Annotated in this window: 20 protein-coding genes and 1 tRNA gene; 18 read left to right on the forward strand and 3 right to left on the reverse strand. The window is 63.2% G+C overall.

The window, feature by feature from the left end:
* The first annotated feature begins 20 nt into the window (after nucleotides 1-20).
* From AC6H4Z_RS11385 to AC6H4Z_RS11440, 12 genes are all read left to right on the forward strand, one after another.
* Complete coding sequence (locus AC6H4Z_RS11385) at nucleotides 21-1,577, forward strand: ABC transporter substrate-binding protein (protein WP_497546872.1); 1,557 nt, start codon at nucleotides 21-23, stop codon at nucleotides 1,575-1,577.
* Nucleotides 1,574-4,261, forward strand: a complete 2,688-nt coding sequence (locus tag AC6H4Z_RS11390) for a heparinase II/III domain-containing protein (protein WP_497546873.1) — start codon at nucleotides 1,574-1,576, stop codon at nucleotides 4,259-4,261. Before AC6H4Z_RS11385 ends, AC6H4Z_RS11390 begins: the two co-directional genes overlap by 4 nt.
* A 6-nt stretch (nucleotides 4,262-4,267) precedes the next feature.
* Complete coding sequence (locus AC6H4Z_RS11395) at nucleotides 4,268-5,011, forward strand: RNA methyltransferase (protein WP_497546874.1); 744 nt, start codon at nucleotides 4,268-4,270, stop codon at nucleotides 5,009-5,011.
* A gap of 11 nt (nucleotides 5,012-5,022) precedes the next feature.
* Entirely contained in the window at nucleotides 5,023-6,357 is a 1,335-nt protein-coding gene (locus AC6H4Z_RS11400) for an aminotransferase class III-fold pyridoxal phosphate-dependent enzyme (protein WP_497546875.1), read from the forward strand.
* Nucleotides 6,354-7,223 (forward strand): amidohydrolase family protein, encoded by an 870-nt coding sequence (locus tag AC6H4Z_RS11405; RefSeq protein ID WP_497546876.1) that lies wholly within the window; start codon nucleotides 6,354-6,356, stop codon nucleotides 7,221-7,223. Before AC6H4Z_RS11400 ends, AC6H4Z_RS11405 begins: the two co-directional genes overlap by 4 nt.
* The gene (locus AC6H4Z_RS11410; protein ID WP_497546877.1) at nucleotides 7,216-8,007 is read left to right on the forward strand and encodes an amidohydrolase family protein; all 792 of its coding nucleotides are present in this window, start codon (nucleotides 7,216-7,218) and stop codon (nucleotides 8,005-8,007) included. Before AC6H4Z_RS11405 ends, AC6H4Z_RS11410 begins: the two co-directional genes overlap by 8 nt.
* Before the next feature lie 172 nt (nucleotides 8,008-8,179).
* A complete protein-coding gene (locus AC6H4Z_RS11415) occupies nucleotides 8,180-8,860 on the forward strand; it encodes a cytochrome c3 family protein (RefSeq protein WP_497546878.1) in 681 nt (226 codons plus the stop codon).
* Between the two features lies 1 nt (nucleotide 8,861).
* Nucleotides 8,862-11,978 carry a molybdopterin-dependent oxidoreductase gene (locus AC6H4Z_RS11420; RefSeq protein ID WP_497546879.1) on the forward strand — a complete coding sequence of 1,039 codons (3,117 nt, stop codon included), beginning with the start codon at nucleotides 8,862-8,864 and terminating at the stop codon, nucleotides 11,976-11,978.
* A gap of 12 nt (nucleotides 11,979-11,990) precedes the next feature.
* A complete protein-coding gene (nrfD, locus tag AC6H4Z_RS11425; RefSeq protein WP_497546880.1) occupies nucleotides 11,991-13,436 on the forward strand; it encodes an NrfD/PsrC family molybdoenzyme membrane anchor subunit in 1,446 nt (481 codons plus the stop codon).
* The gene (locus AC6H4Z_RS11430; RefSeq protein ID WP_497546881.1) at nucleotides 13,436-13,936 is read left to right on the forward strand and encodes a DUF3341 domain-containing protein; all 501 of its coding nucleotides are present in this window, start codon (nucleotides 13,436-13,438) and stop codon (nucleotides 13,934-13,936) included. Before nrfD ends, AC6H4Z_RS11430 begins: the two co-directional genes overlap by 1 nt.
* Nucleotides 13,926-14,669: a c-type cytochrome gene (locus tag AC6H4Z_RS11435; protein WP_497546882.1), complete on the forward strand. Its 744-nt coding sequence runs from the start codon at nucleotides 13,926-13,928 to the stop codon at nucleotides 14,667-14,669. Before AC6H4Z_RS11430 ends, AC6H4Z_RS11435 begins: the two co-directional genes overlap by 11 nt.
* Nucleotides 14,666-15,997: a hypothetical protein gene (locus tag AC6H4Z_RS11440; RefSeq protein WP_497546883.1), complete on the forward strand. Its 1,332-nt coding sequence runs from the start codon at nucleotides 14,666-14,668 to the stop codon at nucleotides 15,995-15,997. Before AC6H4Z_RS11435 ends, AC6H4Z_RS11440 begins: the two co-directional genes overlap by 4 nt.
* Before the next feature lie 83 nt (nucleotides 15,998-16,080).
* On the opposite strand, the gene trxA is transcribed toward AC6H4Z_RS11440, so the two are convergent.
* Nucleotides 16,081-16,536, reverse strand: coding sequence for a thioredoxin (gene trxA / locus AC6H4Z_RS11445; RefSeq protein ID WP_497546884.1), 456 nt, complete (start codon nucleotides 16,534-16,536; stop codon nucleotides 16,081-16,083).
* 102 nt (nucleotides 16,537-16,638) lie between these two features.
* Here trxA and AC6H4Z_RS11450 point away from each other — a divergent pair.
* A tRNA-Ala gene (locus AC6H4Z_RS11450) sits at nucleotides 16,639-16,711 on the forward strand.
* A 314-nt stretch (nucleotides 16,712-17,025) separates the two neighbouring features.
* Nucleotides 17,026-17,307 (forward strand): hypothetical protein, encoded by a 282-nt coding sequence (locus AC6H4Z_RS11455; RefSeq protein WP_497546885.1) that lies wholly within the window; start codon nucleotides 17,026-17,028, stop codon nucleotides 17,305-17,307.
* Between the two features lie 328 nt (nucleotides 17,308-17,635).
* Here the strand turns inward: AC6H4Z_RS11455 and AC6H4Z_RS11460 are convergent, their stop codons facing one another.
* A complete protein-coding gene (locus tag AC6H4Z_RS11460; protein ID WP_497546886.1) occupies nucleotides 17,636-17,971 on the reverse strand; it encodes a hypothetical protein in 336 nt (111 codons plus the stop codon).
* 333 nt (nucleotides 17,972-18,304) lie between these two features.
* Between AC6H4Z_RS11460 and AC6H4Z_RS11465 the strand changes: the two genes are divergently transcribed.
* Nucleotides 18,305-18,445 carry a hypothetical protein gene (locus AC6H4Z_RS11465; protein WP_497546887.1) on the forward strand — a complete coding sequence of 47 codons (141 nt, stop codon included), beginning with the start codon at nucleotides 18,305-18,307 and terminating at the stop codon, nucleotides 18,443-18,445.
* Nucleotides 18,446-18,455: 10 nt separating this feature from the next.
* Here AC6H4Z_RS11465 and AC6H4Z_RS11470 read toward each other — a convergent pair whose 3' ends face one another.
* Nucleotides 18,456-18,974, reverse strand: coding sequence for an FKBP-type peptidyl-prolyl cis-trans isomerase (locus AC6H4Z_RS11470; protein WP_497546888.1), 519 nt, complete (start codon nucleotides 18,972-18,974; stop codon nucleotides 18,456-18,458).
* 29 nt (nucleotides 18,975-19,003) lie between these two features.
* On the opposite strand from AC6H4Z_RS11470, the gene AC6H4Z_RS11475 reads away from it, so the two are divergent.
* The 3 genes from AC6H4Z_RS11475 (at nucleotide 19,004) to AC6H4Z_RS11485 (ending at nucleotide 22,545) form a co-directional block, all read left to right on the forward strand.
* Nucleotides 19,004-19,477, forward strand: coding sequence for a redoxin domain-containing protein (locus tag AC6H4Z_RS11475; protein ID WP_497546889.1), 474 nt, complete (start codon nucleotides 19,004-19,006; stop codon nucleotides 19,475-19,477).
* Nucleotides 19,478-19,582: 105 nt separating this feature from the next.
* Complete coding sequence (locus tag AC6H4Z_RS11480; protein WP_497546890.1) at nucleotides 19,583-21,151, forward strand: two-component system sensor histidine kinase NtrB; 1,569 nt, start codon at nucleotides 19,583-19,585, stop codon at nucleotides 21,149-21,151.
* Nucleotides 21,148-22,545 (forward strand): sigma-54-dependent transcriptional regulator, encoded by a 1,398-nt coding sequence (locus AC6H4Z_RS11485; protein ID WP_497546891.1) that lies wholly within the window; start codon nucleotides 21,148-21,150, stop codon nucleotides 22,543-22,545. Before AC6H4Z_RS11480 ends, AC6H4Z_RS11485 begins: the two co-directional genes overlap by 4 nt.

Below are 22,545 nucleotides of genomic sequence, written 5' to 3' on the forward strand. Positions count from 1 at the left end.
AGCTGCACTCGCAGCGTCGCGTGTCAACTCTTGCGCTGCTCGCGATGGCCGTCGCGGTGTCGTGCACGCCGTCGCGAACGCCGAACGTCGTCGTCTATGCGTCGGGCACCGATCTCGAGTCGGGCAATCCGCTCGTCACGGTTCACTCCCTGTCGCGACAGATCCAACGCTTCGCCCTCTTTGTCACGCTCGCACAGTACGACTCTGCGCTCACGCCGGTTCCGTACGCCGCGCGCAGCTGGGAGTGGACGCCGGATCGGCGGGCGCTCGTCCTTCATCTCGACCCAAGGCTTCGCTGGCACGACGATTCGCTGACTACGGCGCGCGACGTCGCGTTCACGATCGACGCGGCGCGAGATCCTGCGACTGGCTATTGGCGCGCCACAGATCTCGCAATCGTCGACAGCGTCGTCGCGCGAAACGACTCCACCGCGGCCATTCACTTTGCTTCCCCGCAGGCAGAGTTTCCGCTCGTGTTCTGTGAGTTGCCGATCCTTCCCAAGCACTTGCTGGGCTCAGTCGCCCATACCGAGATGAAACGCGCGGCCTTCAACACGAACCCGGTCGGCAACGGGCCGTTTCGCTTCGTTGAGCGACGTCCCGGTGAGCGATGGGTGTTCCGCCGCAACGAGCAATTTCCATCGGGGCTCGGTGGACCGCCGCGACTATCCGGGCTCGTCGTGAGCGTCGTCGACGAGCCGACGACCAAGTTCGCCGGCCTCGCGAGCGGTGATCTCGACGTCGCCGGAATTGCGCCGAGCATGGCGTCGCTTGCCGCGCGCGATCGATCGCTGCGCGTTTTGGACTATCCAATTCTCTTCACAACGGGCTTGGTCTTCAACGTTCATAAAGCGCCATTCGATGATGCGCGCGTTCGACGCGCCATCTCGCTGTCGATCGACCGGTCGCGAATCGTGCAGGCCGCGTTGGCCGGTTACGGAACGCCAGCCGCGGGACCGGTGCCACCGGAAAGCCCTTTGGCCTTCGAGGCGAAACCCGTTCGTGATACTGCGCTTGCCGATTCGCTCCTCGACGCTGCTGGCTGGCGTCGGTCTGCTGGCCGCACACGTAGCCGCAATGGAAAGACTTTCGAGTTCGATCTTCTCACCGTCGGCAGCGGCGACAACGCGCTCGAGCAACTCGTGCAAGCCGACCTCGGCGCTCGAGGAATCGTCGTTCATTTGCGGCAAGTGGAACTCGGCACGTTTCTGACCGAAGCCCGTGCATCGACGAAGCAGTTCGACGTTCTTGTTTCCGGCTTTCCTGGTGATGTGGCGCTGGGCTTTCTCAGCGCGATGTTCGAATCGCGACAATCGGGCGGGGCATTGGACTACACAGGCTTTCATTCGCCAAAGCTCGATTCGTTGTTTGCGTCCACGCGCACCGCTCGCACAGAGTCTGAGCGCATCGCCGCCTGGGCTGCCGTTCAGCAATTGCTCGCCGAGCAAGCGCCGGTTGCATGGATCTACCACTCTCGCGGCCTGCAGGGACTGTCAGCGCGCCTACGCAATGTCGTGATGGACCTTCGCGGCGAGATGGTCACGTTGTCGCGTTGGGAAACAGGTCCGCTGCCATGAGCCTCATTCTCACGTCGGGCGCTCTTTCCGAGCGGGCAGCCGTCGTTGCCGGCCCGCTTCGATCGCTGGCCTCGTCTCTTGCGACCGATCTCGAACCGCTGTTCACGCACGAGCTGTATTTCCCAACGAGCAAGGCGCTGCTGTCGCGAGAGGGCGGCCGGTGCGCGCGCGACGGGACGCTCCTGGAGTTCGATCCATTCAAACCACGCGAGCATCAGTGCCCCGTTTGCGGCGAGATCTATCGCGGCGAAATGCACGACCGCTTCTGGATCTATTGGTATCAGCTGTGGCTCGCTGAGCGCGCGGTTCACGCGGCAGCACTCTTTCGCCTGGGCGTGGACAATCGATTCGCGAATTTGGCGACGTCGATTCTCGAAGGATATGTCGATCGGTACTCGAGCTATCCGAACATCGACAACGTGCTTGGACCCACGCGACTGTTCTTCAGCACGTACCTCGAGTCGATCTGGCTGCTGCAGATCTGTGTCGCCGCCGATCTGCTCGACACAACGCATCCCGCGCTCACAGCGAGGGTTCGCGAGCAAATCATCGAGCCGAGTCGCGCGATCATTGGCGAGTATGACGAGGGTTCGTCGAACCGTCAGGTGTGGAACGACGTCGCATTGCTTGCGAGCAGCCGACTGCTCGGTGACGAGCGTGGCGTCGAGGATGCCATCTTCGGACCGTCGGGGATCGTGTTGCACATCGGCGGCGGATTGCTGGCCGACGGCACGTGGTTCGAGGGCGAGAACTATCATCTGTTCACGCACCGTGGCCTGTGGTACGGCGTGACGATGGCTGAGCAATCCGGGATCGAGTTTCCCGCGGATCTGGTCGATCGCTTTCAACGCGGCTTCTCGGCGCCGTTCGCAACGGCGTTGCCCGATCTCACCTTTCCCGCGCGCCGCGACTCGCAGTTCGCCGTGTCGCTGCGGCAGTGGCGAATTGCCGAGCACTGTGAATTGGGCTACGCGCGTCGCGCGGATCCCGATCTTGCCGCCGCGCTCAGCCGCCTCTATCGCGATGACATTCCGCGACGCGACACGCGCCGCGCGACGTCGTCGGCCGACGCCGAACGCAATGGACCTCCGTCGTCGCTCACGCGAGCGGACTTGAGCTGGCGCGCGTTGCTCTGCGCGCTGCCGACGTTGCCAGAACTCGAAGCGGGCGGTCCACGGTCGGCTTTGCTGGACGGGCAGGGGATCGCGGTGTTTCGTCGCAACGAAGGGCGAACGTACGTCGCGCTGGACTACGGCCACTCAGGCGGCGGCCATGGTCATCCAGATCGACTCAACCTGCTGCTCGCGGATGGCGATGCGCGTTGGCTCGACGATGCTGGCACCGGCTCGTATGTCGATCCGTCGTTGCACTGGTATCGAAGCACGTTGGCGCACAACGCTCCGCTCGTGAATGGCGTGTCGCAGGCGCGAGTGAACGGAACGATCGACGCCTACGATGAACGAGGCGCAGCAGGTTGGATCGTCGCGAGCAGCGATGGCATTGCGCCGCCGACGCGACTCGTGCGCACCGTCGTTGCGATGTCGTCGTATCTCATCGACGAGCTCGTGTGGTCGAGCAACGCCGACGTGACCGTCGACCTGCCGATGCACGCTGACGTCTCGCTGAGCGGAGTGCATTCGATCGAGGCAGCCGAATTGAAGGGCAGCCAGGGCCTCGAAGATGGATTCCGTTTCCTTCGTGACACGATGCGTCAGCGGATCGCGGCAGGATCTGTCGTGCGTGGCGCGGCGTCGCTGCCGTCGGGGAGCCTCTCGGTCTGGGCACAGAGCGACCACGACACCGATTGGTGGCGTGCTACGGCGCTTGGGCCGCCGGGTACGGGCGACCGCGCGTTTCGTATTCTTCGAGCTCACGGGCCGGCCGGTCGTCATCGTTTTCTCATGACGTGGTCCAGCGACATCGTCGACGTCGAGTTTGGCGACGACATACGCGTGACGCTCGGCGACGGCACCACGCATATCCATCGGCCGACGAATGGCGGTTGGCAGATCGAGTTGCATGCGGGCGGGGCACGTAGCAGCATCGACCTCGGCGGACGAGTCGAACGCACTGAGGAAATCGCTCTTGTCGGTGCGGACCGCATGACGCCCGATGCGCTGTCGCTGTCGCGCGGCGGCCGTTCGGTGGTACAGCTCGGCGAGCACAGCTATCGGCGCTCCGAACAACACTGGCGCCACGCGGGTGAACCGGCCGGTTCTGTCGCGTTGGAGCGCGTTGGGGACGCGCTGCGCATCGTCATCGAAGTTGCCGTGAGCGAGCTGACGTTCGCGCCGGCGGACTCCACGAACCCCTACGACAATGAGCCGGCAGACGTCAACGGCGATAGCGTCCAGCTGTACCTGCGCGGCCAGCGAGGCCTGAGCGCCTGGATGCTCGTTCCGACGCTCGAATCGTTGGAGGTTCGCCAGCGCATCATCGAGGGCTGGGCTGCTCCATACCCGATCCGCGCCTCGTGGGAACGCACCGCGACCGGTTATCGTATCGTCGTCGAGCTCGATGAGATTCCGGAAGCGCTCGACGTGATCGTGAACGAGATGCCGCGCGGCCGCGAACGGCGGCGGGGGCAACTCGTGATGAGTGGCGCGCAGGGAGAGTTCGTCTACCTGCGCGGCGACCGACACGAACCCGGCCGACTCATTCCTCTTCGCCTTGTCGATGACTGATTGCTGATGACCGATACGCTCCTGTCGTCCGTTGTCGTTGTGATGTATGAACCCCAGAACCCGATCAACATCGCGGCGACGATCCGTGCGATGAAGAACATGGGCATTGGGCGGATTCGATTGATTCGCCCCGTGGAATACGAGGTAATTCGTCTCGAGGGCATTGCGCACGGGACGATGGATCTCATCGAACGGATCGAGCAGTACGACTCGTTCGACGCCGCGGTCGCGGACTGTGTGTGGGTGTTGGGATTCACCGCTCGCCGCCGCGCGGCCAAGTTGCGCGTCATCGATCCCAAGCAGGCGGCCGCGGAACTCCTCGAGCACGGGGTTGACGGGCCGGTCGCGCTCGTCTTCGGCCGCGAGGATAGCGGCTTGCCGAACGAGATCCTCGATCGCGTACATGGAACGGTGACGATTCCCACCACCGACCACGCATCGCTCAACTTGGCGCAGGCGGCGTTGATCGGGTTCTACGAATTGCACCTCGCAGCAGCCGACGCGACTCGGACAATCCCGCCACCGCGCAAGGACGCGCCTCCGCCAACGAACGAACAGTTCGAAATGTTCTTCGGCGACGCCGAGCGGTCGCTGATGGCGATCGAGTTCTTCAAGACGCGCTTTCCTGAGCACATCATGCGGACGCTTCGGTCGCTCACCTTTCGCGCGGCCCCTAATGCGCGAGAGCTGTCTCTACTGCGGGCGATGGTCATCGAGGTGACGAACTACTTGCAACGCAAGCTGAAGTAGTATCTTCTCGCATGCCATTTCGCCGATTCTTCGATCGCGGCGCGAAGGAAGCGCCTGCCCCTGCGGCTGATGCTGCGACTCCGTCTTCCGACGACGTCGAGTCGGGCGAGGGAGAGCCCGAGGCGATAGTCGACACCGAGCGCGACGACGTTGACTGGCGCACGCGTGCGCAGGGCGTGCTTCCCACAGGCGCGTCGACCGGCAGCAAGCGTGTCGAGGCTCTCTACGGCTCACCAGACGCGGTGGGACCAACACACTTCACGCAGGCGGTTGGAGCGCGTGTCGTGGACGTCGACGGCAACGAATACATCGACTGCACCATGGCGCTTGGCTCAGTCGCGCTGGGGTACGCCGAGCCCAACATCACGCGCGCCGTCGTCGACGCAATTGCGTCCGGCAACGTCTCGGCGCTTTCGAGCTACCGAGAGGTCGAGCTGGCTGAACGGCTGTGCGGCATCATTCCGTGCGCCGACAAGGTGCAATTTCTAAAGACCGGTGCCGAGGCGATGGCCGCGGCGGTTCGCCTGGCGCGCACGTACACGGCGCGCGAGGTCGTTATTGGCTCTGGCTATTTCGGTTGGCTGGATTGGTGCGCCGACGATACCGGTGGTGTGCCCGAGGGGACGCGTCGCGCGTTCAAGCGCGTGCCGTTCGACGACATTGCGGCGCTGGAAGCGGCCGTCAGTGCGGCGGGCTCTGGCCTCGCCGCCATCGTACTCGAGCCGATCGTCGAACGGCTGCCGTCCAAGGAATGGATGACGCGCGCGAGAGAACTCGCGACGTCTGCTGGCGCCGTGCTGATTTTTGACGAAATCAAAACAGGCTTTCGCGTCGCGACTGGCGGATACCAACAGTACGCCGACGTGGTTCCGGATCTCGCGGCATTCGGCAAAGCGATGGCGAACGGCTATCCACTCGCCGCGGTCGTCGGCGACCGTGACGTAATAGATGCGGCGAAGAAGACATGGATCTCGTCTACGTTGGCGAGCGAAGCCTCTGCGCTCGCGGCGGCCGGCGCGGTGCTCAGCTGGCACAACACCGCGGAGATCTGCGAATCTCTGTGGGCCATCGGGGCGGACACGCGCCGAGCGGTTGCGGCAGCGATCGAGGCGAGCGGCGTCGAGGGTGTGACGACCGACGGCATCGATCCGATGTGGATGTTCCGGTTCGATCGTCCAGAGCGCGAGCACCGGTTTCTCGAGCTCGCGGCGGCGAACGGCGTGCTCTTCAAGCGCGGAGCATATAACTATCCCGCGCTAGCGCACGATGACGACGCCATTCGTGAGATCGAAGGCGGAGCAAGCGCCGCGTTCGTTGCGCTTCGCGACGAGGAAGACGCGCAGTGACGGCTCGTGTCGTGAACGCACCACTCGGCGGCACGGAGCCGCTGATCGATGCGCACGCGCATTTCTATCACGCCGCCGCTGGTCGATCCGATTGGAAGGACGTGAACGACGCGCGCTTTCGCGCCGGTGAGCAGATCGGAATCACGTACCACGTGGCGTCAGTGCTCGGCAGCTACGGTTTCTCGTCGCCGACGTACTTTCCGTCGCCCGCTGACGTGACGCATGGGAACGACGTGATGCTCGACTTGATGGACCGCGAGTCACATCGGGTGCGGATGTTCGCCACGGTCAATCCCAACTACACGCAACACGCCGTCGCCGAAATCGAGCGATGCGTCGCGCGCGGCGCGATTGGCGTCAAACTTCTCGCAAGCCGGCGCGCCGACGATCCGCTACTTGATCCGATCGCCGAGTTGGCGGCTGAACACGGGTTGCCGGTGTTGCAGCACATCTGGCAGCATCGCCGGCGCGAATGGCCGTCACAAGAGATCTCTGATGGCGCCGATCTCGCGCGACTTGCCGTACGGCATCCGACCGTGTCGTTCATCCTCGCGCACATCGGCGGGGGCGGCGACTACATGCATACGTTTCCGGCCGTTGTCGACTGTCCGAACATCTTTCCGGATCTCTCCGGCAGCGGTGTCGACCGTGGCATGCTCGACGCAGCGCTCGAGGCGCTTGGCGCAGAACGTCTGCTCTGGGGTTGTGACCTGACCATGTGCACCGGCCTCGCCAAACTTCGCGCGTTGGAAGTCATCGGCCTCAGTGCCGATCAACTTGCCAACATTCGTTGGCGCAACGCTGCCCAGATCTTTCCGAAGGGAAGTTTCCCGCGCTGTGCAGAGCTGGTTGCCGCGAATGATTGACGTCAACGCGCTGGTCGGCCCGTATCCGTTTCGGTACGTCCCGCATCCGGACCCTGAGATCCTCGTACGCGTGCTCGACCGTGAGGGCATCGACGGCGCGTGGGTCGGACATCTTCCGTCGGCGTTCTATCGCGATCCAACGGCGGGAAATACTGCGCTGTACTCGATGCTCGCGCCGTATTCGAAGACGCTCAAGCCAGTTCCGTCAATTCGTCCGGATTGGCCCGGGTGGGAAGCGGCGCTACAACGCGCCGCGGCCGAGGGCGCTCCCGCCATTCGTGCGTATCCGCCGCAGTGGGGCATGGGACCGCACGATTCACAGTTGCGCGAACTGGCAATCGCCGCGGGAGAGCAGGGAATCGCAACTCTGCTCACGGTGCGCTTTGAAGATCTCCGACAGCGTCACTCTATGGACAGTGCCGGCGACCTCAGCGCGGCGGCGATTCGCGCACTGGCTCGCGCGGGCGAGTCGGTTCGCCTCGTCGTCACCGCGGCTGGGCGAGAAATGATTGAAGAAGTGCATTGGGGCCTGACCGAGTCCGAGCAGCAGCGCGTCTTCTGGGACATCTCGTGGATCTGGGGCCCTCCCGAAGATCATTTGGCCAAGCTGTTTCGCACGATCGGCGCGTCGCGCTTCGTATTCGGGACTCAATGGCCGTTGCGGTTGACCCAAACTCCTCGCGCCACGCTCGACCTTTTGCCCGACGATGTTCGCGGCGCGCCGCTTGCTCGCGCGGGCGAAATCTTTACGCGCGTGACTCATCACAGTGGATCGAGTCGATGAACTCAGCGGACGGCGAGAGTAAAAGGGGACTGTTCCAATCGGGATTAGCTCCGTATCGACAACGAGTTGCGCACTTGCGTGCGCTTCCTGTCCCGTTCAAATTTCTCGGCTGGTCGGATGCTTGTGAATTTGTTCACAAGCTTTCGGCCACTCGACATATCACCCCATCGCGATGACCAAGCGAAGGAAGTGGACCGCCATTCCGGGGCTCCTCGCCCTGGCCGCCGGTGCCGTCATGCTTTCCGCATACAGCGGCGCCTCCTCCTCGCAACACCGTTCGCCCGTTCAGCCGATCGCGTTTCCGCACCCAGTGCACGTGCAGAAGCTCGGCATGAACTGTCTCTATTGTCACAATGCGGCGAACAAGTCGATGGATCCGGGTCTCCCGGCCGTGTCGACTTGCGTCGGTTGCCACAACTTGATTGGGCCGGATCGTCCCGCGACGGACCTCGGTCCGAAACGGCATTCTGAGGAGCTCGCAAAGCTCTATAAGTATGCTGATATCGCGGTTCCCGGTGCCGGCATGGGACCGAACGCGAAGCCCATTCCGTGGGAGCGAATTCACAAGCTCCCCGAGTACGTCCACTTCCCGCACACGCGTCACGTCAACGCAGGCGTCACCTGCCAGACGTGTCATGGACAGATCCAGAAAATGGATCGTGTCTATCAGTTCGCGAGCCTGAACATGGGCTGGTGCGTGAGCTGTCACGTCAACGGCTATAGCCCGAAGGAAGGGCTCGAAGCCGCGGGATACTCGGAGCAGCAGGGTACGCCGAACACGCCCGCGCCTGCGGCGGTCGCCACGACCGAACGCAAGAAAGCGCGTTACGATTGCGCGAACTGCCACTACTGACATGAGCCAGGATACGAAGCCAACTGGCGTCAAGCGCCGCGAGTTCCTCAAGGTCCTCGGCGCGTCGGGTGCAGCGCTCACCGCGGCCGCATGTTCGGAGCCGACGGGCAAGCTGATTCCATATCTCGTCTCGCCCGACGAGACGGTTCCCGGCGTGTCGACGTACTACGCAACGACCTGTCGCGAATGCGGCGTCGGTTGCGGTGTCATCGCCGAAACGCGCGACGGTCGCGCGATCAAGCTCGAAGGAAATCCGGATCACCCGCTGAACCACGGCGCGCTCTGCGCCCGCGGCCAGGCGTCGCTCCAGGGTCTCTACAATCCAGATCGCTTCCGCAGCCCGATGGTCAAAGAGGGCGGTGCGTGGAAGGCCACGACGTGGGATGACGCGCTCAATCGCCTCGCGACCGGTGTTGCCGGCGCCAAGGGCAAGGGCTCGGTCTTCCTCAATCAGCACGAGAGCGGAAGCTTTCCGCGCTTCGTTGATTCGTGGCTCGGCGCATATGGATTCTCGCAACACCTGAGCGTCGACTCCGAAGCGGATACCGCGGCGATCGAAGCCAACCGTCGCACGTACGGTGTGGCGTGGCCGTCGCTGAGCTTCAAGGACGCAAAGCTCATCGTTTCGTTCGGCGCCGACTTCCTCGACGGTTGGGGCGCGAGCGTTCCGCAGCAGCTCGACTTCGCCGACGCACGCGCGAAGCTCGATAGCGCCCCTCGGTTCATCTACATCGGACCGCGTCGCTCGCTCACCGGATTGAACGCGGACGAATGGATTGCCTGCAAGCCGGGCACCGAGCTCGCGATCGCCAACGCACTCGCGGGCAAGGGAAGCGTTCAGCAGGCAGCAACGGACAGCGGCGTCGATGCCGGTGCGCTTCAGCGTCTGGCAACGGAGCTCGCAGCGTCCAAGCCGGCGTTGGTTGTTTCGGGCGTCAGCGGCGACAACGCACTTGACGTCGCACTTGCGGTCGCGGCGATCAACGCGGCGTCCGGCGCAGTCGGCACCACGATCAAGCCTGCGCTGCCGATCCTCGGTTTCGAAGGCATCGCAACGACTGGGCAGGTGCTCAACGCAGTCGAGCGCATGGCCGGCGGACAGGTTGGTGTCGCCTTCGTACGCGGGACCAATCCGGCTCACTCGCTTCCCAAGGCTGCGAAGTTTGCCGAATCGTTTAGCAAAGTCCCATTCAAGGTTTCGTTCTCTGCGTTCCCCGACGAGACGACGGAACTCTGCGACCTGATCATTCCGGACCTGCACTCGCTCGAGTCATGGGGCGACGCTGAAATCACGCGCGGCGTGATCGGCCTGCAGCAGCCGGCTATGGATCCGGTTTATCCGAACATCGATCCCAAAACAACGTCGCCGCGCAACATCGGCACGGCCGAGGCGCTGCTTCTCGTCGCCAAGAAGGATGCGGCGGTCGCGCCAAAGTTTGCGGCGGCGGATTATCGCACCTGGGTCACCACGAGCTTCCCGGGCGGCCCAACGGCATTCGCCGCGGCACTGCCCAAGGCAATCGCCAGCGGTACGCTTCCGGCACGCACGGTCGCTGCGGCGCCGTCGTCGTCACCGAAGTCTGCGCCGATCGCCAGCGCACAGGGCGATCTGTTCCTCATCACGTATCCATCGCCCACGCTCGGCGACGGACGCGGCGCGAACAAACCGTGGCTCCAGGAACTTCCGGATCCCGTCACCAAGATCTGCTGGAGCTCGTGGGTCGAGTTGCATCCGGAAACGGCGCAGCGACTGAACATCGATCGCGGCGACATCCTCGAAGTGAAGACGGCGAATGGAACGGTGCGCGCACCGGCCTTCCCGTTCCTCGGAATTCACAAGGACGCGATCGCGATTCCGCTGGGTCAGGGTCACAAGGCGAGCACGCAGGTGCCGACCTTCGATCCGCTGCACCATTCCGGTATCACGCAATGGGGCTACGGCCGCTATTCGCGTGACATCGGCATCAACGCGCTCGACCTGGTTCCGGTGGGCACCGACTCAGCCGGCGGTCTCGCATTCACCGTAACGAAGGCGTCGGTCTCCAAGACGGGCGATCATCGCACGTTGCCGAGCACCGAAGGTTCGGCGCGACAGCACGGTCGTGGTATCGCGCAGGCGATCACCGCCGCTGAGCTGAGCAAGCCGCCGGTCGAAGAGCACGAAGAGGCGCTCCCTGGCGGCGCGGATCACGCATTCCTTCCGGGCCTTCGCTCGCCCGTGGCGGCGGATGCGCAGGGTCAGCTCGGCGCGCCAACGGCGGCCGATCAGGGAACTCATAAGGGCATGTATCGTCCTGACAACCCGCTCGGCATGACGAAGCGGCGTTGGGCAATGACGATCGATCTCGCGCGCTGCACGGGCTGCTCGGCCTGCGTCACCGCGTGCTATGCTGAAAACAACATCCCGACCGTCGGCGCGTTCTGGCAGAACGCCACGTACTTCGCCGATGCGCGTCCGGGCTTCAACATCGAGCGCGGCCGAGAGATGAGCTGGCTGCGACTCGAGCGCTACTTCGAGGGCAACCCTGACGGCAAGTTCGGCGAAGACTTCGAAACGCGCTTCGTACCGATGCTCTGCCAGCACTGCGGCAACGCACCGTGCGAACCGGTCTGCCCAGTGTACGCGACGTACCACGCGCCGGACGGCTTGAACGTTCAGGTCTACAACCGTTGTGTCGGAACGCGCTACTGCTCGAACAACTGCCCGTACAAGGTTCGCTACTTCAACTGGTTCGGCTACGGCGAAGTCGATCGCAAGCAGTACGCGTTCCCGGAGCCGTTGAACTGGCAGCTCAACCCAGACGTCACGGTTCGCGGTAAGGGCGTCATGGAGAAGTGCAGCTTCTGCGTGCAGCGCATTCGCGAGGCGGAGAATCGTGCCGCTTCGGAGCATCGCGATCTGCAGCCGGACGAGTTCACGTCAGCGTGCGCGCAGGCGTGTCCGTCGCGTGCCATCACCTTTGGTGATGCCGCGGATCCAAACTGGAGTGTTGCGCAGTTGGCGCACGACCGGCGCGCGTATCACGTGTTCGAAGAGCTCAACACCTTCACCGCGGTGGTCTACTTGAAGAAGGTCAATCACCCGGCGGCCGGCGCAGCAGCGCCGGTGGCGAACTAAGGAGGCGCGGACATGGCAACGACTGCGACTCCATTGCCCGGCGGTCAGCGTCCGAACATTCCGTCGGCTGCCGTTCGCTTTCCGGCGGTTCGCGATTACGAGCAGGTCGACAACGAGATCGCCGGTACGCTTCGGCCGACGCTCGGTTGGTTCGCCGCGCTCGGCATCGCAATTCTGTGCCTGCTCATCGGCGCAACGACCTGGATCTATCAGATTCATGAAGGGCTAGGCGCGGCGGGTTACCAGCCGCCGGTGATGTGGGGTGTGTACATCATCACCTTCGTGTTCTGGGTCGGTATCGGTCACGCCGGTACGCTGATCTCGGCCATTCTGTATCTGTTCCGCGCAGGCTTTAGAACGAGCATTTACCGAGTGTCCGAGGCCATGACCGTGTTCGCGGTCATGACGGCAGGATTGTTCCCAATCCTGCACTTGGGTCGCCCGTGGAAGTTCTTCTATCTGATTCCGTATCCGAACTGGCGACTCCTTTGGCCGAATCCAAAGAGCCCGCTGGTGTGGGACGTGTTCGCGATCCTCACGTACCTCACGATCTCGAGCACCTTCCTCTACATCGGATTGATTCCGGACATCGCGATCCTGCGCGACCGCGAAAAGAATCCGGTGCGTAAGGCGATCCTCGCGACCATGGCGCTCGGTTGGCGCAACTCGGATCGCGAATGGCGTCACTTCACGCGCGCGTATCTGTTCCTCGCCGCGTTCGCCACGCCGCTCGTGCTGTCGGTGCACTCGGTGGTGTCGTTCGACTTCGCAATGGCGCTGACGCCGGGTTGGCACGCCACGATCTTCCCGCCGTACTTCGTTGCGGGCGCGATCTTCTCCGGTATCGGAATGGTGTTCACGATCGCCATTCCGCTACGCAAGTTCTTCAAGCTCGAGCACTACATCACGCTCAACGACATCGACGCGGCCGCCAAGCTTTGCTTGTTCACGTCGTGCGTCGTCGGCCTCGCGTACCTGACCGAGTTCCAGGTCGCGTGGATGAGCGGCAACAAGGTCGAGCAGGATTACTTCTGGAACCGTGTGTTCGGCCAGTGGGCGTGGGCAGCGTGGGTCATGTTGATCTGCAACATGGTGCTGCCGCTGTCGCTCTGGTCGCAGAAGCTGCGACGCAATCCGACGTGGCTCTTCATCCTGTCGATCTTCATCAACATCGGCATGTGGTTTGAGCGCTTCGTGATCGTGGTGCCGTCGCTCTCGCACGAGTTCGAGCCCTGGCAGTGGGGCACCTACCGCCCGACCTGGGTCGACTACGGCATTCTCCTCGGCAGCTTCGGCTGGTTCTTCATGTGGTTCCTGCTGTTCATCAAGCAGCTGCCTGTGATGGCCATGGCTGAGATCAAGGAAGTTGTGCCGCCGCGGCTCAAGCATCCGCACGACATCTCGCACGATCTGACGGAAGGCAACCCCCACCCAGACGAGACGGGAGTCCAGCACTGATGCAAGGCGTCCTGGGAGCATTTCATCATATTGATTCGGCCGTCGAGGCCGTCGAAGAACTGAAGAAAGAGCGCATCGGCGACATCACCGTGTACACGCCGACGCCGCGCCACGAGTTCGAGCATGCGCTCCAGCATGCACCGAGCAAGGTGCGCCTCTTCACGCTCATCTTCGGTCTCTGCGGCGTGACGTTCGGCTACTGGATTCCGGTGTGGATGTCTGACTACTGGCCCCTGGTCGTCGGCGGCAAGGCGATCGCGTCGTGGGTGCCATTCACGATTCTTGGATTCGAGGTCATGGTGCTCGTCGGCGGTCTGGCGACGGTGTTCGCGATGTTCGGCTTTGCCGGCATTCCGCGACTGACGATGACGGTTGGCTACGATCCGCGCTTCAGCGCCGGTCACTTCGGCGTGTGGGTCGCGACGGAACCGGACGAGGTGGACCGCGCGATGAATGTCCTCAAGAAGCATGGAGCCGAGGAGGTTCGTCGTGAGCGCTAAGATCAGTGTGAAAGCACTGCGCATGGTGCTGGTCGCGCCGGTGGTCGTGTCGCTCGCCGCCTGCTCATGGTTCACCGACTTCAAGCAGCAGCCGAAGATCGATCCGTGGGAAACGCCGGCGGACACGATTGCCTTCCGCGGCAATCCGCAGAACTCCGTGCCGATTTATGGCAGCGTGGCGCCTGGCTTCGTGTACGATCGCACGCCGTCGCCGCAGGCCATCACGGCCATGGCGTCGATTCCGAATCCGGTTCCGGTCAATGAGAGTTCGGTGAACGCCGGCCGCATTCAATACCAGATCAACTGCGCCGTCTGCCACGGACCGCTCGGCAAGGGCGATGGCGTCGTAATGAAGTACGGAATGTTTCCGCCGGCCATTGGCACGGCGCAGAGCGCGGCAGCAGGGTATACCGACGGCTACATCTTCGGCGTGATTCGCAACGGCAAGGGCACGATGCCGTCGTACAATCGAATCGAAGAGCCGGACCGTTGGAGCATCGTGAACTACCTGCGTTCCTTGCAGGGCAAGATTGCGATTGCGGCCGACACGTCGCACGGACGTCCGGGTGAAACGGGCACGCTTGTGCCGGGCGCCTCGATGATGGGTCCGACGCGACCCGCGCCGTACTACCATCCGTCGTCTGCGGCGGCCGCACCGGCCGCGCCCGCGACTGCAGCAGATACCGCCAAGAAGCCCTCGACTGAGACGACGAAGCCGGAGCACCAGCCGTGAGCTTTCATCCTCCCCGCGTTCCGACGCCCGCTGAAGTCCTCGCCTCGTCGAACAAAGAGATTCCGAAGTCCATCAAGACCGCGATGCTCGCGCTGTTCGGTATTGGCGCGCTGATCTTTCTTGCCGGTGCCGTGCTGGATGGGGATCGCGCCTGGCGCGCCTTCCACATGAACTGGCTGTTTTTCACGACGCTGTCGTGCGCTGGCGTCACGTTCGTCGCGGTGCAGCGCATCACGACGGCGCGCTGGTCGCGCGGCGTCATTCGCTTCATGGAAGGGTACGTCGCGTTCCTTCCGGTGGCGTTCGTGTTCTTGCTGCTGATTCTCTCGGTTGGGCGTGGCCACATCTTCCCGTGGACGCACGAAGCGTTTCCGAACCCTGAGAAGGCGACGTACTACAATCCCGCGTTCTTGACGATCCGCGATATCGTGATTTTCGCTGCGTTCGTCGCGCTGGGGATCTACTACATCTACACATCGCTTCGACTCGACGTCGGTCGCGTGCCGGAGTGGGGCGCCAAGTGGGCGGCCAACATCCGCGCCGGCATGCGCAACGGTTTCGGCGAAGAGCGTCGCGAGATCCACTCGACGCACTCGCGTCAGGGCCGCTTGGCCGTGTTCGTCGTCGCTCTGTTCGCGATCGGCTTCTCGGTGTTGGCGTGGGATCTTTCGATGGGGCTGTCGCTCCACTTCCAGAGCACGCTGTACAGCTGGTGGTTCTTCATGGGCGGCTGGCTCTGCGCGCTCATGCTGTTCTCGATTCTTGTCCGTGCATGGAACGCGCATCTGAATGGTGCCGGCGGTTTGATCACCGAAACGCACTTCCACGACATCGGTAAGCTGTGCTTCGCCTTCACGGCGTTTTGGGGCTACCTCACCTTCGGCCAGTACCTCGTGATCTGGTACGGCAACCTGGGCGAGGAAACGTTCTTCATGCGCCTGCGACTCCTTGCGCCGTGGGTTGGCGTGACGATCGCGTCGGTGGTGATGGTGTTCTTCGCGCCGTTCTTCGGCCTGCTGTCCCGCTCCGCAAAGGTGAATCGCTCGGCGATGACGATTTTCGCGGTGTCGAGCCTCACTGGTATGTGGTTGATGCGGTACATCGAAGTCTATCCGTCTGGCTACGGTACGACGGTGACGTCGCTGCCGTTCGGCATCTGGGAGATTGGCTGCCTGATGCTGTACGCCGGTGCGTGGGGCTGGTGCTACACGCAGTTCATGGATGCCTTCCCGCGCATGCGCGTGACGCTGCTTACGTCGCGCTTCCGCGATGAGGTCCAGGTGCCCGTGAATCCTGAGACGATGGAACCGCTGCCGGCGCACGAGTAGTTCATGAGCGTCGCAGCAAACGAAAGGGGCCGGCATTCGCCGGCCCCTTTTTCGTTTGCCATCGCCACTCACGCCGAAGTCGCTCACGCCTTCGCGAGCAATTCCTCGAGCACCTTCTTGGGGACGGCGCCGGACTGGCGCGCCATTTCCTTGCCGTGGTGGAAGACGATCGTCGTTGGAATTCCGCGAATCGCAAAGCCGGAGGCCGTGTGCTGCGCGCGGTCGGTGTCGAGTTTTGCGATGAGCGCGACGCCCTGCTTTTCGCGAGCGAGTTCGTCGATCGACGGCGCCATCATCTTACACGGGCCGCACCAGTCGGCGTAGAAATCGACGAGTACGGGGACGTCGGTTTCAGCGATCGTGCGCGCGAACGTTTCGTCGTTGAGCGCGACCGGGCGATCGAGCAGCATTGGTTTTGCGCACTTGCCGCACTTGGGGCGGTCGGCGGCACGGGCGGCGTCGACGCGGTTCCAGGTATCGCAGAATTGGCAGCGAATGGTCAGGTGCTGCGTCGCCGTGCCTGCTTCCGTTGTGGTCACGATAGCCTCCCGTTGTTCTCGCCTTGCATCGGAGTATTCATACCCCGTTCCACGCGGAATCGCGCGTAGGTAGATTTGAATCTCGTTGGTGTGGGAAGAGTTGGGGCGTTAGCTCAGCTGGGAGAGCGCCTGGTTTGCAACCAGGAGGTCATCGGTTCGATCCCGATACGCTCCATGCGCGAAGGCAGACAGCAAGCACAAGGGTCGACCGTCATCTAAGCGGTCGGCCCTTTTGCGTTCGCAGCGAGAGGGTCGACGTGAACTGGCATACGACTACCCGCCGGAGCAGGGCGGGAGTCCATCATTCCAGTTCTCTAAACACTGCAAGCGGGTGGGCCTGCCGATTCCCATGCTCGCCACTCTCGCAAACTGCGAGGCCCGTCGTCGCTTAATGCCACGACGCAGCAGCGAATCCTCAAAGATTAGAGCGCTTTAATGTTCGGGCTCAACACGCGGGAACGGTTCCGACGGGGAATGCGTACGTGTGGCATGGGACTCGACACCGACGACAACGTCGACCGCGCATTCGAGTGGCATTGGACCGAGCTCGTCGCCGCACTCACGACGCGGATCGGCGATCGTCAGCGCGACGTCGATGCGGTTCTGGAGCACTCGCTCGAACGGCGTGAGATTCGGCTCCTCGTCGCGCCGCCGGCCACGATTACGAGCTGGCATGTGTCGCCGCGCGCCTTCGTCGACATGTCGCCCCGTGCGGTGGCGAACGCCATGATCGCATCGTGGGAGCGCCAGCACCGTCGGGATGCGGACTAGGTTTGCGAGGTACGCAGCCTGCAAGAGAGCGTCACCGAACCGTTACCGTCCACGCCTCGCTTCACCAGGTGCACGCCGAACATCCTTCGGAGACCCCACCTTGCCACGGCGCCAATGAGAATCGTCACGGCCTCGACAGCATGCCCCTTCTGCGGAGGCGGAATCTCGCTTCTCGACGAACCATCCGAGCTGACCGCTGTGGAGATCACTGAAAAGTTCGCCGGTCAGCGACTCCAATGCGTCCACGCGGGCTGCGGAAAGGAGTACGCCGTGCGAAAGGGCGATGTGAGAATTCGAATGTCCGAGGAATAGCTGCTGGCGCGTCAGGTCAGATGTCAGGCGCCGGCGGCGCGCGTCGACGCTGATCGACGACATAGACCCCGGCAATTGCCGCGATCGCGACGAGAATGATCGCGACGCTCGTCGAGCCGAGTCGGTCCGTGAGCCACTCCCAGAGATGGAGTGCGGCGGTGAAGGGGATCACCAGCAGCTTTGCCACGAGCGCCAGGCCGACGAATCCCCATACGAGAAGTCCTGGGATCCCGAGCCATTTGATGAGATCGTCCGCGTTGAACGCCTGCCTCCGACGCTGATACGTCACGAAGGCGACCAATACCATGGCGCCGCTCAGGAGGAGGTACAGCGCGCCAGCAAGTCTCAACACCGAGGCTGCTCCGGTCGACGGAAGGCGATAAGATGGCCCGCCGATCGCGCGCCCCTCAAGAGGCCGCCGGAGAAAAACTCTCATTCTGGCGGTTAATGATCCGCATGAGTCGCACGGCGGCGCTTTCGTGAGGGCGCACGGCACGTCGCGTGTCCCTTGATCGAATCCCTCAATCCCCGCGACATCCTTTGCACAGGAGTACAGATGCGAACGCGTACGACTGAAAGGCCCGCGATCAAATCGATCGCTCGGATGGTGCTCGCGCTCGGCTGCCTTGCGGCGCTAGGTGCGTGCGCCTCGATTCCACAACGTGCCTGGAGGAATGGAGAGGCGATGAGTCAGAGCCGCGCGTATCAGGCGGCCCTGAGCGGCAACACGAGTTTTCAGGTTCACCGGCAGTTGCAGTCGAGTCTCGATCCGCTTCGGCTGAACTATCGCGAGCAGGCGTTTCCACCCTTTGGCCAGTGGTGGTAGCTCGCGCGGTCTAGAAGACCGACCGTAGCTCCATCTCGAATACGAGTACCGCATTTGCTGGAATCTCTCCCGCCCCTCGCGCTCCATAGGCGAGCGACGGGGGAGACACCAACCGCCGACGACCGCCAACGCGCATCCCCAGCAGGCCTTCCTCCCACGCGCGGATCGTCTTGTTCGCCCCGATGATCACGCTGATCTCGCCGGAGTCGAACTCCTTGCCGTTGGGCAGCCATCCCGTGTAGCGAACTACGACGGTGCGCTCGCGGGCCGCAACTGCGCCGGTCCCCGTCACCAAATCCTGGACGTACAGCCCGGACGCGCGCCGCGTCATCTTGTCGAGATGAATATCGAGCGACGGGTTGAACGACGTGCGCTCGACATCGCCAGCGAGCGGCTGCGGATTCGATGCCGGCGTCGGTGGTGTCACCGCCGTACTGCTGCCGCCGCCACCGCCGCAGCCAACCGCCACGACGGCGCAGACGACGATCGCGAATCGGCGATACGAAAGGAGGGGTATAAGTTTCGTCATCCTTCTTGGGTCACGAGGCTCTGTTTCCAATGACTGCGATCGAATCTCACGCCGTGCCGGCCGTTGGCCAAGTCGCGCCGGATTTCACGCTCCCCTCCACATCCGGCGAAAAGCTGACGCTTTCGTCACTGCGCGGCAAACCGGTGCTGCTCGCCTTCTTTCCGCTGGCCTTCTCAGGCACGTGCACCGAACAACTCTGCGAGATGCGCGATGACCACGATCTCTTCGCCAACCGCGGTCTGACGGTGCTCCCGATCAGCGTCGACCATACGTACTCGCTCAAGGAGTACAAGGCAAAGTACAACATGAAGGTCGACATGCTGAGCGACTTTCGTCGGGACGTGTCGCGCCTCTATGGAGTGATGCTCGAGGATCGGTTTTACTCGAAGCGCGCGTACTTCCTCATCGGGCCCGACGGCGTGATCCGCTGGGAACACGTCGAAGACAACCCGAGCAACCGTCGTTTGGACTCGGAGCTATTGGCGGCGATCGACCGGATGTAGGGCCGGCAAAGGCCGGGAGGGTAGGGCGTTGCGAACCGGTTTCCGGCGCGTCTTACAGGGGAATTCGGTCATCTTGTCCCCTCGCCCTACTCCCGGCCAGACGTCGTGTCCGAGGCTCCTCTCTCCGCTCCTCCGCAGCATCGGCCCTCTCGGCCGATCCCTCGCGCTCTCACGGCCATCGCCGAGATTGCCGCGGCCCTCGCGACCGGCGATTCGGTCAGCGCGGTCATGCCTGGCATTCTCGCGGCAATCGCGAGCGAACTCGATGGCGCGCATGCGAGCCTCTGGCTCCGCGGCGTCGACGGACTTCGTCGCGCATGGGCTGCCGCCAACGATGATACGGCGGCGTCCACCGTCGAGGAATTGCTCAAGCTCGACGACGGCGGAGCGCTCGACGGCGTCGTCGCCGCGCCACTGCTTGCGGGTCGCCAAACGCTCGGCGCCGTCTCGGCCAGGCCGGGACGAACGCTTGCTACGGAAGATCAGGTCTTCCTCTCAACGGCGGCGGACCTGCTTGCGCCGGCGCTCCGCGGTGCGGAGTACGCGCATCGGTTGGAGTCCGAGGTCGCGGCGCGCACGCGCGAGATCAACGAGCAGCGTCGATTCACGGAAAAGATCATCGATTCGCTGCCCGTCGGCCTGTACGTCATCGATCGCGCCTATCGCATTCAAGCCTGGAATCGCAAACGCGAAACCGGGTTGCAGGGCGTGTCGCGCGAAGAGGCGATTGGCCGGACGATTTTCGAGATCTTGCATCGCCAGCCGGCCGAGTTGCTGCGGAGTGAGTTCGAGGATGTGTTTGCGACGGGCGTGATGCAACAGTTTCCGATCGAGTCGCAGGCGTTCGGCGAACCGCGTACCTATCGAATCACGAAGATCCCGATGCACGTCGAAGGCCGCGAGGTCTCGCACATCATCACGATCGGCGAAGACATCACGGAGTGGCGGCAGGCCGAAGCACGTTTTGCCCAAGCCGAGAAGCTCGCCGCGATCGGTACGCTGGCCGCCGGTGTGATGCACGAGATCAACAATCCGCTGGCGACGATCGGCGCGTGTGCGGAGAGTCTGGAGCTCGGAATTACCGAAGGGACGTTGAACCTTCCGACTGATGGTCCAGAGCTCAAGGATTCACTGCTGCTCATTCAGCAAGAAGTCCATCGCTGCAAGGGCATCATCGACGGTCTGCTCGACTTCAGCCGACCGAAGTCCACGGCCAAGGTCAACGTCGACTTGAATGTCGTCGTAGAAAAGACACTGCGCCTCGTGAAGCACCATCCTCGCTTTCGGCGCGTGGTCGTTGGCGTCGAACCGGATGTGGGTATCAAGCCGGTGTTGGCCAACGAGGAGCAGATGGTTCAGGTCTTCATGTCGCTGCTCCTCAACGCGCTCGATGCCATGGAAGACAGCGGCATCATCACGCTGCGCACGCGCGCCGACGAGCGAGACAACACGACGATTGCCGAGGTCATCGACCGCGGACACGGAATTCGAATGGCCGATCAGAAGAAGATCTTCGAACCGTTCTTCACGACCAAGCCGCCGAGCCGCGGTACTGGACTCGGATTATCGATTTGCTATGCCATCGTCACCGAACACGGCGGCCGCATCGAAGTCGACAGCGTCGTGGGTGAGGGCAGTGTGTTCCGTATTCTCCTTCCCTCGGCGGTCGCATGACGGACATCGAACCAACCGGACGCATTCGCATCCTCGTGGCCGAGGATGAGGAAAATCTCGGACAGATCCTGTGCGCGTTCTTGCGCGGGCGCGGCCACCATGTCGTGTACGTCGGCGACGGCAAGGCGGCGCTACAGGCGGTTCGCGACGAGGCGTTCGACGTCGCCCTCGTCGACATCGTGATGCCGGAGATGGACGGTCTCGAGACGCTCAAGCATTTGCGCACCGAGCCTGATCCACCGCAGGTCATCATCATCACGGGCAACGGCACGGTCGAGACAGCGATCACCGCGATGAAGCTTGGCGCGTACGACTACATGTCGAAGCCATATCGTATGGCCGAGATCGACGTGCTGGTGCGGCGCGCGTGGGAGAAACATCAGCTGGCGCGCGAGAACCGGTATCTCCAAGCACGACTGTCGCGCGTGGACGCCACGCCGGAAGTGATTACCCAGTACGCGCCGATGCACGCGGTGCTCGCATTGCTCGAGCGCGTGGCGACGACCGATTCACCAGTACTCATCACCGGCGAGTCGGGTACGGGCAAGACGCTGCTCGCGCGCGCGATTCATCGATTGTCTGGCCGACTCGGTCCAATGGTCGAGGCGGACAGCACTGTCTTTGCCGAATCGATGCTGGACGTGGAACTCTTCGGCCATGAACGCGGTGCATTCACTGGAGCGATTGCGCGAAAGGCGGGACTCATCGAGCTCGCGTCGAACGGCACGCTGTTCATCGACGAAGTTGGCGTGCTGAGCTCGAAGCTGCAGTCCAAGCTCGCCCGCGCGCTCGAGCACGGGAGCTTCTTCCGCGTTGGCGGAACGCAGAAGGTCGACATCGCGGTTCGGCTGGTCGCCTCGAGCAATCGCGATCTCGAAGTCGCCGTGGAAGAAGGACGTTTCCGTGACGACCTCTTGTATCGGCTGAACGTCGTGACGGTATCTCTGCCACCGCTCCGTGAGCGTGTGGTGGACATTCCGCTTCTCGCGCAGCACTTCCTCACGCACCTCGCCGGCGCGTCGGCGCCGGTGCTCACTCCGGATGCGCTCGCGCTCATGCAGGCGTATCCGTGGCCGGGCAACATCCGCGAGCTGCGGAACGTCATTGAGCGACTCGTGCTGTTGTCGCGCAACGGCGAGCGCGAGATTCGCGCGCAGGACCTGCCGCTCGTCACTGCGCCGTCGGCCAGCCGTCCCGCGGTTGGCTCGGCAACGACGCTCGCCGAGTTGGAGCGACAGCACATCGACGCTGTCCTGTCGCAGACGAACTGGCATCAGGGTCACGCCGCGAGAATCCTCGGTATTTCGTCGAAGACCCTATATCGCAAGATTCGCGAATACGGGTTCAGGCGTCCGCGCGGTCAGCAGGATCCGGTGACAGCCGCGGCGGACTGA

Source organism: Leucogemmata humicola (assembly GCF_055379415.1).

Excerpts from the sequence above, each read along its gene's own strand:
- AC6H4Z_RS11455 (WP_497546885.1), top strand. The coding sequence starts at position 17,026 with ATGGGACTCGACACCGACGACAACGTCGACCGCGCATTCGAGTGGCAT.
- AC6H4Z_RS11485 (WP_497546891.1), top strand. The coding sequence starts at position 21,148 with ATGACGGACATCGAACCAACCGGACGCATTCGCATCCTCGTGGCCGAG.
- AC6H4Z_RS11470 (WP_497546888.1), bottom strand. The coding sequence starts at position 18,974 with ATGACGAAACTTATACCCCTCCTTTCGTATCGCCGATTCGCGATCGTC.
- nrfD (WP_497546880.1), top strand. The coding sequence starts at position 11,991 with ATGGCAACGACTGCGACTCCATTGCCCGGCGGTCAGCGTCCGAACATT.
- AC6H4Z_RS11420 (WP_497546879.1), top strand. The coding sequence starts at position 8,862 with ATGAGCCAGGATACGAAGCCAACTGGCGTCAAGCGCCGCGAGTTCCTC.
- AC6H4Z_RS11465 (WP_497546887.1), top strand. The coding sequence starts at position 18,305 with ATGAGTCAGAGCCGCGCGTATCAGGCGGCCCTGAGCGGCAACACGAGT.
- AC6H4Z_RS11415 (WP_497546878.1), top strand. The coding sequence starts at position 8,180 with ATGACCAAGCGAAGGAAGTGGACCGCCATTCCGGGGCTCCTCGCCCTG.
- AC6H4Z_RS11410 (WP_497546877.1), top strand. The coding sequence starts at position 7,216 with ATGATTGACGTCAACGCGCTGGTCGGCCCGTATCCGTTTCGGTACGTC.
- AC6H4Z_RS11395 (WP_497546874.1), top strand. The coding sequence starts at position 4,268 with ATGACCGATACGCTCCTGTCGTCCGTTGTCGTTGTGATGTATGAACCC.
- AC6H4Z_RS11430 (WP_497546881.1), top strand. The coding sequence starts at position 13,436 with ATGCAAGGCGTCCTGGGAGCATTTCATCATATTGATTCGGCCGTCGAG.
- AC6H4Z_RS11400 (WP_497546875.1), top strand. The coding sequence starts at position 5,023 with ATGCCATTTCGCCGATTCTTCGATCGCGGCGCGAAGGAAGCGCCTGCC.
- AC6H4Z_RS11390 (WP_497546873.1), top strand. The coding sequence starts at position 1,574 with ATGAGCCTCATTCTCACGTCGGGCGCTCTTTCCGAGCGGGCAGCCGTC.
- AC6H4Z_RS11475 (WP_497546889.1), top strand. The coding sequence starts at position 19,004 with ATGACTGCGATCGAATCTCACGCCGTGCCGGCCGTTGGCCAAGTCGCG.